The organism is Undibacterium sp. Di24W (assembly GCF_049340325.1).
GTDB lineage: Bacteria > Pseudomonadota > Gammaproteobacteria > Burkholderiales > Burkholderiaceae_D > Undibacterium.
Map to the genome: position 1 here is coordinate 24,687 of NZ_JBMPOP010000009.1, position 17,732 is coordinate 42,418.

14 protein-coding genes are annotated in these 17,732 nt (G+C 47.5%); 5 read left to right on the plus strand and 9 right to left on the minus strand.

Annotation, left to right across the window (positions count from 1 at the left end):
• The first annotated feature begins 85 nt into the window (after nt 1-85).
• The 4 genes from ACO0KZ_RS17640 to prfA all read left to right on the plus strand — a co-directional run bounded on the left by ACO0KZ_RS17640 (nt 86) and on the right by prfA (nt 6,916).
• Entirely contained in the window at nt 86-1,822 is a 1,737-nt protein-coding gene (locus tag ACO0KZ_RS17640) for a FecR family protein (RefSeq protein WP_422997623.1), read from the plus strand.
• A 21-nt stretch (nt 1,823-1,843) separates the two neighbouring features.
• The gene (locus ACO0KZ_RS17645; protein ID WP_422997625.1) at nt 1,844-4,330 is read left to right on the plus strand and encodes a CHASE2 domain-containing protein; all 2,487 of its coding nucleotides are present in this window, start codon (nt 1,844-1,846) and stop codon (nt 4,328-4,330) included.
• Nucleotides 4,331-4,420: 90 nt separating this feature from the next.
• A complete protein-coding gene (gene hemA, locus ACO0KZ_RS17650) occupies nt 4,421-5,695 on the plus strand; it encodes a glutamyl-tRNA reductase (protein WP_422997627.1) in 1,275 nt (424 codons plus the stop codon).
• A 141-nt stretch (nt 5,696-5,836) separates the two neighbouring features.
• Nucleotides 5,837-6,916, plus strand: a complete 1,080-nt coding sequence (gene prfA, locus ACO0KZ_RS17655; protein ID WP_422997865.1) for a peptide chain release factor 1 — start codon at nt 5,837-5,839, stop codon at nt 6,914-6,916.
• A 97-nt stretch (nt 6,917-7,013) separates the two neighbouring features.
• Here prfA and ACO0KZ_RS17660 read toward each other — a convergent pair whose 3' ends face one another.
• The 7 genes from ACO0KZ_RS17660 to ACO0KZ_RS17690 all read right to left on the minus strand — a co-directional run bounded on the left by ACO0KZ_RS17660 (nt 7,014) and on the right by ACO0KZ_RS17690 (nt 14,963).
• A complete protein-coding gene (locus ACO0KZ_RS17660; protein WP_422997629.1) occupies nt 7,014-7,835 on the minus strand; it encodes a 3-keto-5-aminohexanoate cleavage protein in 822 nt (273 codons plus the stop codon).
• A 784-nt stretch (nt 7,836-8,619) separates the two neighbouring features.
• The gene (locus ACO0KZ_RS17665; protein WP_186892694.1) at nt 8,620-9,027 is read right to left on the minus strand and encodes a hotdog domain-containing protein; all 408 of its coding nucleotides are present in this window, start codon (nt 9,025-9,027) and stop codon (nt 8,620-8,622) included.
• A 21-nt stretch (nt 9,028-9,048) separates the two neighbouring features.
• Entirely contained in the window at nt 9,049-9,813 is a 765-nt protein-coding gene (locus tag ACO0KZ_RS17670) for an OAM dimerization domain-containing protein (protein ID WP_314859232.1), read from the minus strand.
• Between the two features lie 10 nt (nt 9,814-9,823).
• Nucleotides 9,824-11,386: a lysine 5,6-aminomutase subunit alpha gene (locus tag ACO0KZ_RS17675; RefSeq protein ID WP_422997632.1), complete on the minus strand. Its 1,563-nt coding sequence runs from the start codon at nt 11,384-11,386 to the stop codon at nt 9,824-9,826.
• Entirely contained in the window at nt 11,383-12,492 is a 1,110-nt protein-coding gene (locus ACO0KZ_RS17680; RefSeq protein WP_422997634.1) for a hypothetical protein, read from the minus strand. The genes ACO0KZ_RS17675 and ACO0KZ_RS17680 overlap by 4 nt, the downstream gene beginning before the upstream one ends.
• Before the next feature lie 21 nt (nt 12,493-12,513).
• A complete protein-coding gene (locus ACO0KZ_RS17685) occupies nt 12,514-13,560 on the minus strand; it encodes an L-erythro-3,5-diaminohexanoate dehydrogenase (protein WP_422997635.1) in 1,047 nt (348 codons plus the stop codon).
• Between the two features lie 221 nt (nt 13,561-13,781).
• Entirely contained in the window at nt 13,782-14,963 is a 1,182-nt protein-coding gene (locus ACO0KZ_RS17690; protein WP_315484284.1) for a KamA family radical SAM protein, read from the minus strand.
• 185 nt (nt 14,964-15,148) lie between these two features.
• Here ACO0KZ_RS17690 and ACO0KZ_RS17695 point away from each other — a divergent pair, with 185 nt between their 5' ends.
• Entirely contained in the window at nt 15,149-15,592 is a 444-nt protein-coding gene (locus tag ACO0KZ_RS17695; RefSeq protein WP_422997637.1) for an Lrp/AsnC family transcriptional regulator, read from the plus strand.
• A 46-nt stretch (nt 15,593-15,638) separates the two neighbouring features.
• Here the strand turns inward: ACO0KZ_RS17695 and ACO0KZ_RS17700 are convergent, their stop codons facing one another.
• On the minus strand, nt 15,639-16,742 hold the full coding sequence (locus tag ACO0KZ_RS17700) for a tetratricopeptide repeat protein (RefSeq protein ID WP_422997639.1): 1,104 nt from the start codon (nt 16,740-16,742) through the stop codon (nt 15,639-15,641).
• A 393-nt stretch (nt 16,743-17,135) separates the two neighbouring features.
• Nucleotides 17,136-17,660 carry a YybH family protein gene (locus ACO0KZ_RS17705; protein WP_422997641.1) on the minus strand — a complete coding sequence of 175 codons (525 nt, stop codon included), beginning with the start codon at nt 17,658-17,660 and terminating at the stop codon, nt 17,136-17,138.
• Between the last annotated feature and the right edge of the window lie 72 nt (nt 17,661-17,732).

The window sequence follows — 17,732 nt, forward strand, 5'->3', positions numbered from 1 at the left end:
GCGTGAACTCATGTAAAGTTAATTTTATTCCCTTACGATCTGAAGAGTCATAGTTCTTCAGATCCTGCCTGTGCTGGAGAAATGCATGAAGCCGTCTTATCTCAATACTTTCACTGTTCCCTTCTCGGCTTCGACGAAGACTCGATCAGCATTGATGTGCCTCTTGGTATCCTGCGTCATAAGCTGCACCGTCATCTTGCCAAGCTTGGGGCAAACGCAAAAATTAAAGGGCACACCTGGCAGCTATAGCGTCACACCAGCAGAGGTGACCTATTACGCCTTAGAACACGACACCCTAACCACCATCGCGAAACAGTTTACTGATAAAGCCAACAACTGGGATTTGATAGGTAAGCGTAATAAAATCAGCAATGACAGAACCATACCCGTCGGCTCAGGGATTATCATTCCCGCGGAATTATTAGCTGAAGAAGCGAGCACAGCAAAAGTATTCGCCCTTGCTGGGAAAGTGATAGAAATTAAGAAAAATGGTGTTGAAGCCGAATTAGAAATCGGCGCCATCGTCAACGAAGGTAGCCAGATCATTACCGGTAAGAACAGCTTCGCGACCTTAGTATTAGTGGATGACTCACGTGTTTCTGTGCCATCAAACAGTCAAATTAATTTCGCAAAATTAAGAGTGAGCAAATTCACCAAAAGTCCACGCACTGAAATCAAGCTAGTACAGGGAAAAGTGGAGTCAAAAGTGACGCCATTAAGCCAGAACAAAGGTCGTTATGAGGTGACCTCGCCATTGGCTATCGCTGGCGTGCGTGGCACCCACTTTCGGGTAGGCATCAACGATAACGGCATAGGCAATGAAGTACTGGAAGGTGGAGTTGCCGTCGGCAAAACAGAAACACCGAATGCGATGTTGCTGCCTGCGGGACAAGGCAATGTAGTGAGTGCGACCAGTGTTGGCAAAGCAATAGAATTACTACCTGCACCAAGCTTGCTTGATGGCTTCCAATTACAAGAAAGCCCTACCCTGCAATTTGCTGTAACACCGATCAACAATGCCATCGTCTATCGCGCACAGATCAGCACCGATGCGCAAGCACAAAATGTGGTGAGTGAATTAGTCAGCAAGGACACGCGTTTCAAATTCGAGAATCTAAGTGACAGCGCCTATTTCATCCGAATCACAGCAATCGACGCGAACAATTTAGAAGGCATACCATCAACGCAAGCATTTGTTTTAAAAGCACGTCCGGAACCGCCTTTTTTGCTACAACCAAAACATAAAGTTCGCTCCGAATCTGTCACATTTAAATGGACTGAAACTAACATTGCGAAGAATTATCGACTGCAAGTTGCGACTGACAAGCAATTCAAAAACATCGTACTGGATCAAAACAAAATCACCGAAGTAGAACTGAGCACCTCGCAGTTAGGGCTTGGGCAATTTTTCTGGCGTGTAGCGACGGTCATCGAGAAAAATGCTCAGCCTGACCAAGGACCGTTCTCGCCAGCGCAAGCATTCAACATTTTGGCTCCCCAAAGCATGAGCCCAGTGAGCGACACAGGTGAGAATATGATGAATTTCAGCTGGCCTGCAGAACCGGGACAGAGCTTCTTAGTACAGATTGCTGAAGATCCACAATTTAAAAAAATCTACTTTAGTAAAGATTTAGAGGTCGCCAATGTCAGCATTCCACGCCCCGAAGTTGGCGTCTACTACATCCGCGTACGCGCCACTGACGCCGACCGCTTTATTGGCAATTTTTCACCCGCCCAAAAATTTGAAATTCGCCTACGTTGGACTACAGGCAATGGTGAGCCACTGAATTCTTCGGCTGGTACAGTACGCCCTGTTAACTAGAGCACCGTCAGTAAAACTATCGTGAAGAAGCAACCAAGACCCGTCAAAAATCACAGCATCGCGTTGCGAGAATGGTTGATTTTGACTTCTGGTTTACTACTACTTACCATAGTAATGGTCATCACCGGCACGACTGCGAGACTTGATCAAACTATCTATGATCGCCTTTTACAGACCCAGAACCGGCCAGCACGGGACGACATCATCATCGTCGCGATTGACGACTACAGCCTGGCCGAATTGGGCAAATGGCCATGGCCACGTGAACGTCATGCGGCACTAATTAATCAACTCAATCAATCAGATGCATTAGCCATCGGTATCGATATTTTATTCTCTGAAACAGAATCGAATGGAATGGTGCCAGAAAAAACTACTAGCACTAGCACAACCCCTAACGCAGGCGATGCGCAATTAGCTAAAGCGATCGCCGCAAAGGCTAATGTGGTATTGCCATTGATCTCAGAGCAGGCAGGCAAGGGTTTGCGCGCAGCACCACCATTAGAGGTGTTGCGCAACGCGGCTTCGGCACTCGGGCATATCCATGTAGAGCTCGATTCGGATGGTGTTGCCCGCAGCGTATTCTTACGCGAAGGAATGCAGGGACAATGGTGGCCGCACTTTGCACTAGCAATGCATGATCTAGGATTAAGCACCAAACGCGATCTCAACACTTCCGAAAATTTTGCCGGCGCGACTTCGTTCTTCAAGCAGTTTTCTAATGATCAGAAAGTGTGGCGACGTGACTGGCAGATGCACATTCCGTTTTACGGCAGCAGTGGTCACTTTAGTTCGGTACCTTATGTCGCCGTGCTGCGCGGCGAAGTGCCTGCCGAATTTTTTCGGGGAAAATATATATTAGTCGGACCAACTGCGACCGGCATGGCGGATGCGTTTCCAACACCAGTAACGTCCAATGAAGGGGCACTCGCTGGTGTCGAAATTAACGCGAACATTCTCGCCAGTTTGTTAGATGGCCGTAGCATTACACCATTGAGCCTGTGGCAAACGGCATTGATTAGCAGCAGCGCCGTGTTACTGGCTCTGCTCAGCTGTTTCTTATTTTCTCCACGTATTGCATTAATTACGGTCGCGACACTCTGTATCGGCCTACTCACGGGTAGTTTTCTTCTATTGATGGCAGGATTTTGGATGACGCCTGCAAGTGCCGTTATCGTGCTATTGATTGCCTACCCACTATGGAGCTGGCGCCGTTTGGAAGCGGCAATTGGTTTCTTAGGCGAAGAGTTTATTCTGCTGGATCAAGAGCCACATTTGCTGCCTGAGTTCAATCCTGACCTGACCCTCAAAGATACGCACGCAAGTGCCACGAAGAAGGAAATTCAAGACAAACTAGAGCGCCATATCAGCGCCATGCGCAAAGCAGCACGACGAGTACGCGATTTACGCCAGTTTGTCACAGACAGTCTATATAGCCTGCCTGATGCCACGATGGTGACAACCACCGATGGCAATGTGGTACTAACCAATCCAGCTGCTGTTACGTACTTTAAAAGTATAGGAATGCCGCATGTGATTGACACTTTGGTGCCATATTTATTTTCTAATATGAGCCATCCGTACACAGAGTATTCAAGTGCAGTCCACAATGACGCGCATCACAGCAATACATTTAGCTGGTGGCACATTTTAGATCTACAACAAACCCAAGTTCTGAGTAAAGGTGTCGAAGTCGTCGATCCCAAAAATCGCGACTTAATCATTAAAAGTGCGCCCTGCTATTCAGGACAAAAAGTTCTAATCGGTTGGATTATCAGCATCCTCGATATCTCTGAAATCCGTCAGGCAGAGCGCCGCCGTGACGAAACGCTGCATTTCATTTCCCACGATATGCGTGGACCTCAATCCTCAATACTGGCATTGATCGAGTTGCAAAAAAATGCCAAGACCGCCATAGCGCATGAAGACTTTCTAGGACGTATAGAAAAAGCAGCCAACACGACACTGGGTCTGGCGGATAGTTTCGTACAACTGGCGCATGCCGAATCGAATGAATACCGTTTTGCTGATCTCGATTTTCAAGATCTACTAATTGATGCCACCGAAGAAATGTGGACGTTAGCTAGAAGCAAGCGCATACAAATTGTGACCAACATTCCCGAGGGCGACTATCCAGTGCGCGTTGATCGCAGTCTAATGACGCGTGCTTTGACTAACTTACTTTCCAATGCCATCAAATATAGTCCAAGTGACACAACCATCACTTGTACACTCGATTTCAAAACCAAAAATTTGAACGACACCATCGTCTGCCACATACAAGATCAAGGATATGGCATCGCCCGCTCTGATCAGAGTCGCTTATTTCAACGCTTTCAACGCTTAGGACATGGAAAAGCTGCCGAACAGATTAAAAATGATGGCATAGGACTAGGTATGGTTTTCGTTAAAACCGTTATAGATCGCCATTTCGCCCATATTAGTTTTACCAGTGTACCTGGAGAAGGAACCTGCTTTACAGTCGAAATTCCAGCAAACAATATTTAAATTACAATTGATTTGGAGCAAGAAGCTCTAAGCGATCATGAAGGATGAGGCGAGTCGCGCTATAATGACAGCTTAAAACCTCGAAATCCTATGCAACTACTCGCCGTCGGCCTTAATCACACGACTGCCCCTGTCTCACTGCGAGAAAAGGTGGCTTTTTCTCCTGAGCAGATTTCTCAGGCGGTGGTTGGCGCGCGCGCCTGGTTTGCCCGTAGTGGTTCGCATCTCGCTTCTGAGACAGCCGTATTGTCAACTTGCAATCGAACTGAGTTATACGCCGTCGCCGACGTGGATAATCCTATCGATATGACCGCGCATTTTTTGGCAGATTTTCATAAACTTCCTTACGCGGATTTACGTCACCATCTCTACACACTGCCGCAAGACAATGCCGTGCGCCATGCCTTCCGTGTCGCATCGGGTTTAGATTCTATGGTCTTAGGCGAGCCGCAGATTCTCGGGCAGATGAAAGAAGCAGTGCGTCAAGCCGATGAAGCGGGTGGACTTGGCACTTATTTGCATCAATTGTTTCAACGTACCTTTGCGGTGGCGAAAGAAGTCCGGTCAACGACCGAGATCGGTGCGCATAGTGTTTCTATGGCGGCAGCGGCAGTACGTTTATCACAACGCATTTTCGACAAAATTGCTGATCAAAAAGTGCTGTTCATCGGCGCAGGTGAAATGATAGAACTGTGCGCAACGCATTTTGCAGCACAAAATCCTAAAAACATCACGATCGCCAATCGCACTTTAGAACGTGGTGAAACACTCGCCAATCGTTTTGGCGGCAAAGCGATTCGTCTGGCTGAGTTACCGAATTGCTTGCATGAATTCGACATCATCATTTCTTGCACAGCATCTTCACTACCCATCATCGGTCTCGGTTTAGTCGAACGCGCAATTAAGACCCGCAAACATCGCCCAATTTTCATGGTCGACTTAGCGGTTCCACGCGATATCGAATCCGAAGTCGCACAACTTGACGACGTGTTTTTGTACACCGTCGATGATCTCGCCAGCGTCGTACAAAGCGGTTTAGAAAATCGTCACGCGGCGGTAGCACAAGCCGAAGCGATTATCGAAACTCGCGTGCAGTCGTTTATGCATTGGGTCGATGGCCGTCACGTCGTTCCAGTCATCCAAGATTTGCACGAAAGCAGTGAACAAGTACGTCAACACGAATTGGAACGCGCCCGAAAAATGCTGGCACGCGGCGATGATATTGAAGCGGTGTTGGAAGCATTGTCTAAAGGCATCACGGCCAAATTCCTGCATGGTCCACAACAAGCTTTGCATCAAGCACAAGGCGAAGAGCGCGCGCATCTGGTGCGCCTGCTGCCACAATTGTTCCGCACTAAGCGTTAGCTGCTACCAGCTACCTGAGCATGCTGTATGCATGCACTACGCCTGTCACGTCGTCACGACGACTTCCCCGATTTAATTATTCCTGGCTCAACGACATTCAAGAATATCGAGAGCCCCTACAGCATAAAGCGAAACAAAATCATGAAACCATCCATGCTACATAAACTCGATCAACTCTCTGAACGCCTGGTCGAGGTTGGTCAATTACTAGTACAAGAAGGTGTCACCAATGACATGGACACCTATCGCAAACTCAATCGCGAACATGCGGAATTAGAACCTTTGGTCGCGCTGTATCACAACTATCAACAAGCGCAGAGTGACATCGTTGAAGCGCAAGAGATGTTGAACGATCCTGACATGAAGGACTTTGCACAAGAAGAAATTCTAGCAGGCAAAGATCGCATCGAAGCCTTACAACGCGAACTGCAAACCATGTTGTTACCGAAAGATCCTAACGATGAACGCAATATTTTGTTGGAGATTCGCGCGGGAACAGGCGGTGACGAAGCAGGTTTGTTTGCAGGTGATTTGTTACGCATGTACACCCGCTTTGCTGAACGCAATCGCTGGCAAGTCGAAGTGATGTCCGAATCACCTTCCGAGCTTGGCGGCTATAAAGAGGTCATCATTCGTATCGCTGGTTTTGGTGCCTATTCCAAACTCAAATTTGAATCCGGTGGACATCGTGTGCAACGTGTACCAGCGACAGAAACGCAAGGACGTATTCACACCTCAGCATGCACGGTCGCGGTCATGCCAGAAGCGGATGAGCTAACTGACGTAGTCATCAATAATGCCGATCTCCGCATCGATACCTTCCGCGCATCTGGTGCTGGTGGTCAACATATTAATAAGACCGATTCCGCTGTCCGTTTGACGCACATCCCAACTGGCATCGTGGTTGAATGCCAAGATGGTCGTAGCCAACATCAGAATAAAGCCCAAGCCATGCGCGTGTTAGCGACCCGCATCATGGACGGTCAATTGCGCAAAAAACAAGCGGAAGAAGCCGCCACCCGTAAGAGCTTGATCGGTTCTGGTGATCGCAGCGAACGCATACGCACTTACAACTACCCACAGGGCCGCATGACGGATCATCGTATCAATCTGACTCTGTACAAACTGGATTTCATTATGGATGGGGATTTGACTGAACTGACCAATGCGCTGGTGGCTGAACATCAGGCTGAGTTGTTGGCTAGTTTGGGGGATGATTGATTTGAGTTACGAATCTGTCCTTCAATAGGAAAAAATCACTGATTTACGCAAAAACGTAAATCAGTGATTTTTCTTAAACGAGAGTCAAATTGACCTATTAAGAGCGTGCAGGCATACCCAAAATTTTACGTGCTTCATCAGGAGTCGCAACAGCCCTATCATGTTCACGGCTTATGCGTGCCACACGTTCTACTAATTGTGCATTGCTGCTGGCGAGTTCGCCTTTGCGGTAGTACACATTGTCTTCAAATCCAACGCGCACATGCCCACCAAGAATAATCGCCATCGTTGCCAATGGCAATTGTGCTGCACCGATGCCAGCGACTGTCCAACTTGCATCTGCTGGCAATTGCGAACGCATATACATCAATGCCTCTGGCGTACCAGCCATCGCACCAGGAATACCGAGTACGAAATCAACGTGCAATGGCGCGGTGATTAAGCCTTTTTTCAACCAGCGATTCACGGTCGTGATCATGCCGGTATCGAAGACTTCATACTCAATTTTGACGCCCAAGTCTTTCATGGTCGTCGCGAAGATATCCATGTCGTCGGGGTGATTCATGAACACGTCGTTACCGAAATTAACCGAGCCCATCGACAGGGTTGCCATTTCTGGTTTGAGCGTGACTGGTGCGAGGCGTTCTTGCGCCGTCATGCCGACTGCACCACCAGTCGAAACTTGCACGATCACATCGCAACGCTCGCGGACTTTGGTGATGATTTGGCGATAGACTTCTTTGTCTTGCGTTGGTGTGCCGTCGTCGTAACGTCCGTGTACGTGGACGATGGAGGCGCCAGCTTTGGCGCATTCGAAAGCCGCATCGGCAATTTCGTCTGGGGTGATGGGGAGATTGGGTTGTTGTTCGCGGGTGACTTCTGCGCCTGTTAGGGCGGCTGTGATGATGAGTTTTTCCATGATCTTGGTCTCTTTATTCAGTACATTCTTTGCGCATTCTTGCACAGACTTTTTAACTTATTTGTAGGGCGGGTGCAACCCGCGTTGTTCTGCATTTATCTATCTTGTTTCGACGTTCTAGCTTACTCGTCGTTCACAGGTCGGGTGTGGCCCGACAGCCAATTACCTTTTTTGCTTCGCCAAAAAAGGTAATCCAAAAAAGGCGACCGTAGACTCGCCCCTACGGGGTGCTTACGCTTCGCTCCAGCATAATTTGTGCATCACAAAAAATGGGAAAGTGTTAAAACTCGCTACGCTCAGACAACAACACTTTCTTATCCATTTTCTGTGAAGCACAAATTACATCGTCTCAAACGGGGGTAGGTCAAAAGCAACGACCTACAACTGCTAGAGGTAAAATAATTAGCCGTCGATGCTGATTGTTTTGGTGTTGCTTTTGAAGTTGTTTTTGACTTTGACTTTCATCCACTTCTGACACTGCCAATTGTGCGGGACAGAAAATGGATAAAGAAAGTGTCGTTGTCTGAGCGAAGCGAGTTTCGACACTTTCCCATTTTTTGTCCCGCACAATTGGGAAGCCGAAGGCCAGTGGCAGCGTGGTCGCCTTTTTTGGCTTACCTTTTTTGGCGAAGCAAAAAAGGTAAGTGGCTGTCGGGCCACACCCGACCTACTAACCGATAAACAACAAAAAACATCAAATCAAGACTCAAAAACCAAAGCAGCGCGGGTTTCACCCGCCCTACAGAAACTACATCACAACAACCTCAAACCAAGCAAAAACAGATCAGCGTTTAATCCGCTGAAAATCCGCTGGCACAACACAAGTCCCAGAAGCCTTACAAACCACCACAGGCTCAGCCAACACATCAGCAGCAGAAACTTGTCCAGCAATCTTCGCAGGAGAGATCACCTTACGCGCTTCAAACTCCATCTTACGTGAAGTCTTGCCCATAGAAACAATACGACCCGTCGCTTCAATATAATCACCAGCAAACACCGGTGCCATAAATTGCACATTATCGTAGGCCACAAACAAACCTTCATCGCCATCGCTACGGATCAACAATTCTGTCGCCACATCGCCAAACAAATTCAACATCTTCGCGCCATCGACCAGATCACCTGCATAGTGCGCGTCGTGCGAACCCATGCGCAGGCGAATCAAACTCGTGTATTTGGATAAATCTTCCATAACATCCTCTTCTTTGTGTGCTTACGCAGCGTGACGCTTAATCCATTCATGAATCGCAAACGATGCCACATCTTCTGCATACGACTTGGTACCGAAGCCAGCATCATAACCAAGCTCCTTCGCCAATTCGTGACTAATACGCGGACCACCAACAACCAAGATCACCTTATCACGCAAGCCTTCCGCTTCTAACAAGTCGGACAACTTAGTCAAATTATCGAGGTGAATATTTTTCTGCGTCACAACTTGCGACACCAAAATCACATCGGCTTTTTCTTCGATGGCACGCGCAATCAATTCCTCAGAATCGACCTGCGCACCCATATTGATGGCGCGCACTTCGTGATAGCTCTCTAATCCTTTGTGGCCGTTATAGCCCTTCATGTTCATGATGGCGTCAATACCCACGGTATGCGCATCAGTTTCAATACAAGCACCGATCACGACCATACGACGCCCCATCTTCTCGGCGATCAAAGCATCGATCGCGTATTTATCGAGAGTCTCGTATTCTGGCTTCACGACTTGGAAGCTAGACAAATCGACTTGATGTTTGCACTGACCATACACGACGTAAAAGCTAAAGCCTTTACCCATGTCCTCGCAATGAACAACGGAGGGTTCTTCCAAGCCCATCAACAGAGCTAGACGCTTCGCGCCTTCTTTGGACGTTTCATCGAGTGCCACCGGCAAGGTAAATGAGACCTGTACACGACCATCGTTCATGGTGTCGCCGTAAGGTTTGACCCATTGTTCTGGTTTCTTGATATCAGCCATTGTTGTCATGTTTTTCTCCTTACGCTGCTTTAGTTAGCAACATCGTTGGTAACATCAATTGTGGGAAAGGATTGTAGTAATCCGCTGCTTTGCTGATCACACCAGCCAAACCTTTACCGCCAGTTGGTGTGCGTGAGATCTCTGCAAAGGTGCCCTTACCAATCGCTGCTGACAAGCCCATCTTTTCTATCTCTGCCAAGATGCTTTCTGTCTCTGCTAACACTTCTTGCGCACGTGTTTCTATCTTACCGCCTGATTTGAATTCGATTTCAGAATTCAGATCCTTCATGGTGCCGAACACATATTTCGCATTTTGAATCGCCAAGAAACGATCTTGAATAAATGGCGTATGAATCGCTTCGGTCATCATGCCGAGCAAGTGAATATTTTGATTGGTGACCGTACTAACGATATTGAACAAAGTGTCCTGTACCTGACCTTTGAAAATATTGCCTGTCATGTGTTTGGTTGGTGGCATGTATTTCAAAGAGGCATCAGGAAATACCTGACGCACTAATTGTGCATGTGCCATTTCCCACAAGAAGCCGTTTTCTAATTCTGGATGAATTTCGAAAGCGTGACCGAGGCCCATTTGATCTGGCTGCAAGCCTGACAGATAAGCGAACTGTTCGTTAATCAATTGCGAAGCCAAAACGGTGTGCGCGGCTTCATAGGCATCGGCCGTCGTCAGGTAATTATCTTCACCCGTATTGATGATAATACCTGCATAGGCGTTGACCATACGTGAGAAGAATTGATCAATGAAGGTACGTTTCATATTGATGTCGCGGAAGATGATGCCGTACATAGAATCATTGAGCATCATATCGAGACGTTCAATCGCGCCCATCGCCGCGATCTCCGGCATACACAAACCTGAGCAATAGTTGGTCAAACGGATATAGCGACCAAGTTTTTCACCAACTTCGTCCAAAGCGGCGCGCATCAATTTGAAGTTTTCTTGCGTCGCGTAAGTACCGCCAAAACCTTCGGTGGTTGCGCCGTAAGGCACATAGTCGAGCAAACTTTGACCAGTAGAACGAATCACCGCGATGATGTCTGCGCCTTGCTCGGCAGCAGCACGCGCTTGCACTACGTCTTCGTAAATATTGCCTGTCGCAACGATCAGATACAGCCAAGGCGTTGGTGCTTCGCCCATCGTCTCGATTTGTTTGGAACGGTAAGCGCGTTGATTGGCGATACGTTCGCACATGATCGCTGCTTGTGCCTCGGTTGCCTTGCGCGCAGCATCTGCGTCTTTTGGCAAAGCCAATGTCAAGGTGCCTTTAGAAACTGCTTCAGCCACTTCTTGTGCTGTCATGTTATTTTCTTGCATAGCGGCGACCACGATCGGTGCTGCGCCATGTTGCAATAAATTTTGCGCTTGCAAATGATCCACGACCACGTTTGGCAATGGCACATAATTTTCATCAATGCCGTCGATGCCCAGCAAACGCAAAGTCGCGCGTTCTACCGTTGTGGTTGTGTACTGTGACATTTCATCGAACACTTGACGTGCGATGCGGCGCGCTGAATCGCGTGCACGATCGATTTGTGCCTGATCTAGTTGTAAATGGCTCATGCTACTTCTCCTGTTTCTTTAATTTTTTCGTCCGATGTCGCCTCTAGTACAACGTCACATACGTCGTAACCGATGAAGGCATTCTTTGCCACGTCCAAAAACTCAGCAGCTTCAAAACTGCCACCCATGGGCGAAAATGGGTTCAAAGTAATCCCGGTTAAATTAATACCACGATACCCGACTAATTTCGCACCGAGCTTTTGAAAGATCAATAAATCGGTGTTTTCTATGAATAATTTTGTGCCATCTGCAACAACTACGGTCAATGCCGGATGACGTTCCGCCAAACTACTTAAGGCGCGCCACAATTGACGCCCTACAGCACCGCTAACCGCAATCGTGCCGACATTCGCATCGATAAATTCCATCAACTTCGCGCCCGCATTCAAAGTAGCAATTTCTTCCAAGAAAAGTGTCTTACCGTCTTGATCCCAAATACCAACACCACCTTGCGTGAACACTGCTTCACATTGCGCCTTTACGCTATCATCAGCTTGTTTAATGCCGAGGATGCCGAGGCGATCACGCGTCTTACGAATCACGTCTTGGATGCCACCGCCGATTGCGGCACCGGTTGCCAGAATCACGCCGTCAGCAATGGCTGGAGACGCATGGTGACTGCGACCTAAAGCGCCATCTAAAATCACCAAACTGGCACCGCACTGACGCAAGCGTGCGATCACTTTTAATTGATCACTGCCACGCGACGCACCAGCGACTTCCATCTCACCGTATTCCAAAACTTTGACGACCAAAATCTCACCCATAGGGCTGTCGATCTGCGTCGAGTCAATCAACTTCCAACGCACCTTAGCGCGCTGCAAAGTCTCACGCGCGGTGGCAACTAAATTGCCAGGCCACACCATGATCGGTGGTTTTGGGTTAAAAAATACTTGATCGCGGTCTTCACCATCACGACCTATTGAGGTTAAACCGATATCCACTTGCCCCGCAGCAGCTTGCGCCAGCACGTGATTCATCGCAACTGTCTTACCGGTATTTTTGGTCATGCCCATGACCGCTAAGGTCTGCATGCCACTATCATGGATGCGCTGCCATAGCGGGCTGGTTTTGATGTTACTTAAATTAGGATGTTTGAACTCCATCGTCAGCAACCTTCAATGTGATTAAACGTAGAGTTCAGTAAACAACTTGCGCAGTGTTTCACTCTCGCGCAATAAGGCTAATGAATGTTCAGCGTGACCAGTCGCATAGCCATTACCGACGATCATTTCTACGTCTTTGCCAACGCCTTCCGCCCCCAAGGCCGCAGCGGTGAAGCTAGTTGCCATCGAGAAGAAATAAATTTTGCCGTGCTGTTTGGTGGACAGAATACTGCCCATTTCGGTGTTCTGAATATTAACGCAGTTAATGACCAAATCCGCCATCGCGCCATTCGTCACATTGGACACAGCTTCCATCAAAGCTAAAGCATTGGTCGCATCGACTTGTAAAGTATGATCAGCCCAACCTAAATCCTTCATGCGTTGGCAGTCTTTTTCGAAAGGAGAAACACCGATCACGCAACCGTTTTTACCAGCGCGTTTTTTCGCTTCGTACACACATAAAGTTCCTGATTTTCCGCCGCCACCGATAACGACGACGGTGTCACCTTCTTTCACCAAACGTGCTGTCTGTGCAGGTGCGCCAGCCACATCCAGAATCGCGAGCGCCATCTTTTCATCGATGTCTTCTGGCAATTTGGCGTACAGGCCAGTTTCGAACAAGATCGCTTTGCCTTTGATATCGACCTGATCTTTTTGCATGTGAATCTTGACGATTTCATCGATACGCAACGGTGTCAAAGACAAAGACACCAAGGTCGCAATCTTGTCGCCCACTTTCAAATCGATTTTGTCGGCAAGTGCGGAACCGATTTCTAAGATCGTACCAATCAACATACCTCCAGAACCAGTCACTGGATTGTGATGCTTACCGCGTTTCTCAACGATGCCTTTCACAATTTCCGCAACCTTAGCTTCATCGCCATTGGCTTCTTGTTTAATTTGCGTGAAACTGGCAGCGTCGATATTCAATGCAGAAACATCGATCAGGATTTCATTATCAGTGATCTCCATCGTGTTGTCGATTTTCCATGCGCCTTGTGGCAAGACGCCTTGTGGTTCGATAACGCGGTGGATGCCGTATGGGGAGCTTGGGGTAGTGAATTTCATGATGGCTTGAGTGGAGTAATTGTTGGGTGAGTGCCGCGAATATCCCCTCTCCCGCAAGCGGGCGAGGGTTAGGGTGAGGGTGATTCAGCTTTGGGAAAGCTTCAATCTATCTACAGATTACAAATTCTAATCACGCAGATAAATAACGACATTCATTCCTGCAAATCCCTCATCCCAACCCTTCTCCCGCTCACGGGAGAAGGGCTTCAAATGCCAGATTCTTAGTTGCTACGCGTAGGCAAGCTGAAGTCATGACCCAAGCCTGGCATGTCGATCGTCATGCCTTTGTAGTTACGGCACTTGACTGTCGTACCGCTACCGTCTGGCAACTCTTCTTCACGTACATAAGTTGGGATGATAGGCAATTTACCCAAGCCACCCAAGCCGTCAACCACGAAGGTTGGTACCGCTGGACCACTGATCCAACCACGCAAACCTTCATACAATTCAATCATGCGGTGATGTGGCACGATAAAGTGCGCTGCACCTTCAACCATATCTGTGGAATAAACGTAGTAAGGACGTACACCCATTTCAATCGTCTGCATGAACAAATCACGCATGACCATCACATCATCATTAACGCCTTTCAAACAGACCGTTTGCAAGCCCATCATGATGCCGGCTTTTTGTATCATCTTGACGCGTTGACGCAGCAACGGTGTGATTTCTTTTGGATGACCGATATGGATATTGATCATCTGTACGCGATGTTTTTCCAAGACTGCGCACAACTCTGGTGTCACACGTGTTGGCAATTGCACGACCATACGTGAACCCATACGCAAGAAGCGAACGTGCGGTGCACGACGGCGCAATTCGCCGAGGATGTAATCCAAACGCTCATCGGTAAATGTCAGCGGATCACCACCAGACAAGAGCACGTCTTCGATCTCTGGATTGCTCGCGATGTAATCGATGGATGCTTCGATTTCGTCTTTGGCGACAGAACCATCAGGCTGAGAAACCATACGCTTACGTGTGCAGAAACGGCACAATGTCGCACAAGTATTCGAGACCAAAAACAACACGCGACGTGGATAGCGATGCACCACGCTAGTACCAGGAATGGTGTCGCCTTCTTCACCTAATTGATCCAAAGAGGTCGCGAAACCAGGAATGGTTTGTTCGTGATGTGAAGGCATGTATTGCAAACGGATAGGGCAATTTGGATCATCTTTATCCATCAATTTCGCCATATATGGCGTAATTGCCACTGCGAACTTTTTGTAGACGGTGTTATCCACATCTTCCACATTATTCAAAACACCCATCAATTCAGAATGGTGAGAATAACGACGTGTGAACTGCTTTTGCCAAGATTCAGACTCTGGATCATAAGCGTCTAATTCCGCGCGTGTCAGTAATTTCTTGATAGGATTAAACTCGACTTTTTGGTCCATGATGTCTCTCTCTTTATATAAGGAATGCCAGCAGAATGTGATAGATACCCATGTGGGCGACAGGGAGATAGTGTAAAGAGGAGTTGTGCCGCCACAAACGCACAAAATGACTTAAACACAAGTCAAAAATCAGTCATAATGTATGACAATCAAACAAAGTGCCTGAAATCCAGCGAAAAATAGCGATGTCACAACAATTAGATCCACTAGACCAGCAAATCATTGACCTACTTAAAGTTAACGCGCGCCTGCCGATAGTTTCGATGGCAAAAGCCTTAGGCTGCGCCCGCAGCACAGCACAGCTGCGTTTAAAGTCATTAGAAGATCGCGGCATCATCAGCGGCTACACAGTCGATATTTCCGTGAGCCGCAGCCGTCCCAGCATTCGGGCGATGGTCTTAATCTCCATCGAATCGCAACATGAACCTGAAATCATGCGCGCACTCACCAAGCGCCATGAAATCATTAAGCTCTATACCGTCAGTGGCCGCTATGATTTGTGTGCCATGTTATCAACCGAATCAACACACGAGCTTGATGCCGTAATCGACAAGATACGTTTGATTAAGGGTGTGGTGGACACGTTTTCGACGATTTTATTGTCGACTAAGTTGGATAGGCCTGAATAAAGCTACCCCAATTTAGAGTTTGAATTGAGTACGCAAGCCTTGGCTATTATTGAGGTAAAGGACTAGGACGTAGCGCGTATTTATCGATGAATTGTTGTATGCCTAATGGATGTAATTTTTTCCAGCTCTCGAATTCGGTTCGATACGCTTCATCAAAGAAGAATACAAAGATTGCGGCCTCAATCTGCTCATCCTTCACAAATTGACGTAGCTGTTGCAATAAAGGATCTCGCAATGTTGCGTTTTTGTGTTCCTCTGGGAATACACTCTTCCAGCTAAGACGCTCTGCGTCAAATGGGTTGATTGCCTTGCTCATATGCTTGACATTTACATTCCCAGATTCACCAGCTGCAAGCAAATTGACTTTGCTTATCCCATATTGCAACCAAACGGCGCTATCCACATCGCCACCTTTAGCATCGATCTTAGGATCAATCTCAATCGTGTAATGTTGTGCTCCGTCTTTGTTTGTGACTTTCAAACGAACAGGGCGCTTCGCATTCAAAATCTGCAATGGACCACCGCTCATTTGAGCCAATGCTGAATATTGATCCCATGCTGGTAAGTAGTTAGGCTGAATTTCTATCGATTTCATCAAAGACAATTTCACCATTTCAATGGGACGTCCCATTTTTGTCTGCGCATGCGCCAAAAAACGCCAGGCCTGAAAATTGCGTGGATTAATGTCGATAGCCTTTCGGTAACGAATCTCTGCCTCATCAAATTTAGCTAATTGAAAATAGCAATCACCCGCGTACAAGATCGCATCAGCAAATGACGGATCCAAGGAAAAGGCATTTTCATATTTGTTGATCGCTGCTACAAAATCAGCCTTTTGAAAAAGTCGCTCGGCCTCATTGAAAAAATCCATCGCCTCCCGACTTGCAGAAGAACGTCGCGGCACGGCGGGTGCAACCAATGAGCGCAATGTTTCTTGCGCCAATGGGTCGCCCACAAATAGCTCAAGCGCCTGAGTGGCTGCGGCTCGCGCTCTATCGCGGTATTCTTCAACATATTGTGGATCAGTTTTGGTCGACGCAAACAAATAAAGTGCTGCTGTATGCGACCATGGTCCTGAAGCTTTTGGATCAGCCTTGCTAGCTAAGTTAAATTTTTCCAAAGCTTCATTTATTTTTGATTGTGACCACAAGACGTTTCCCTCTTGAATCAGCGACCTTGATTTCGCGTTTCCAAATAGCGCCTCCTCGTTGGTTTGAGCATAGACACCAAACACGATCTGACAGCACAGAAAGAGTACTAATTTTAAGAGATACTTAATCATGGATTTGAAATGAGAGTGCACTAAAAAATATCAATAAAGAAAAATCGCTCTGTTACTACTACGAAGAAAAACCAAGCAAGCGTCGTCAATCCATGTTCTAAGACGTGTAAAAGAATTTCACGACAGGTCAAATCTCACACACTGAGCTTGGCATTTATATAAGCACATATCTAGCCATTTGCCGCTTGCTCATTCGGACAGCAGATTAGGCTTTTTTTTGACATTCAAATTGGTGGATGCCGAAATAAATGTCGCGACGCTCTAAATCTCAGGAGACAAATGCACATGCTGTAGTTTCCAATTACCTGATACTTTACGCCACACCATACTCAGAGCAAGACGACTCTGTACTGGCACAGAACTTGGCGCGGCAATCGTTCCCACGCGATAGCCAATGACAATGGCGGTCTCACCTGCGATCTGCACTTGTAGATCACTCGCACCTAAGTCGATCATCGCGCCCGAACTAAATACGCCTTCGAAAATCGACATATTGAGCCGCCGCACGCCTCGCCAATCAGGATTGAACTCTGTGAATCCCTCTGCGGGCAAATAAGTCGCGAAGGTTTTCGCATCTTTATTGCTAAGCGCTTTGTATAAGGCGTGAACTGCTTGCGCTACTTCTTGCTCAAGTGGATCGTTTGCACGCGCTTGTTGTGCGTACACAGTCGAAGGTATAGAAAGACATATGAAGCTGAGTAGAACGAAGGCGAATCCAAGCCGGAACAGGTAAACAGCATCTTTCACGGTTGAAGTTCGAAAGTGAGTGCGAGACGTAGCAAACATAAAATATCCTATAAACATGAGACTTCCAGCTTAAGGGTACCTGCTCGTCCGAAAAAGCAGTTTCATCCACAT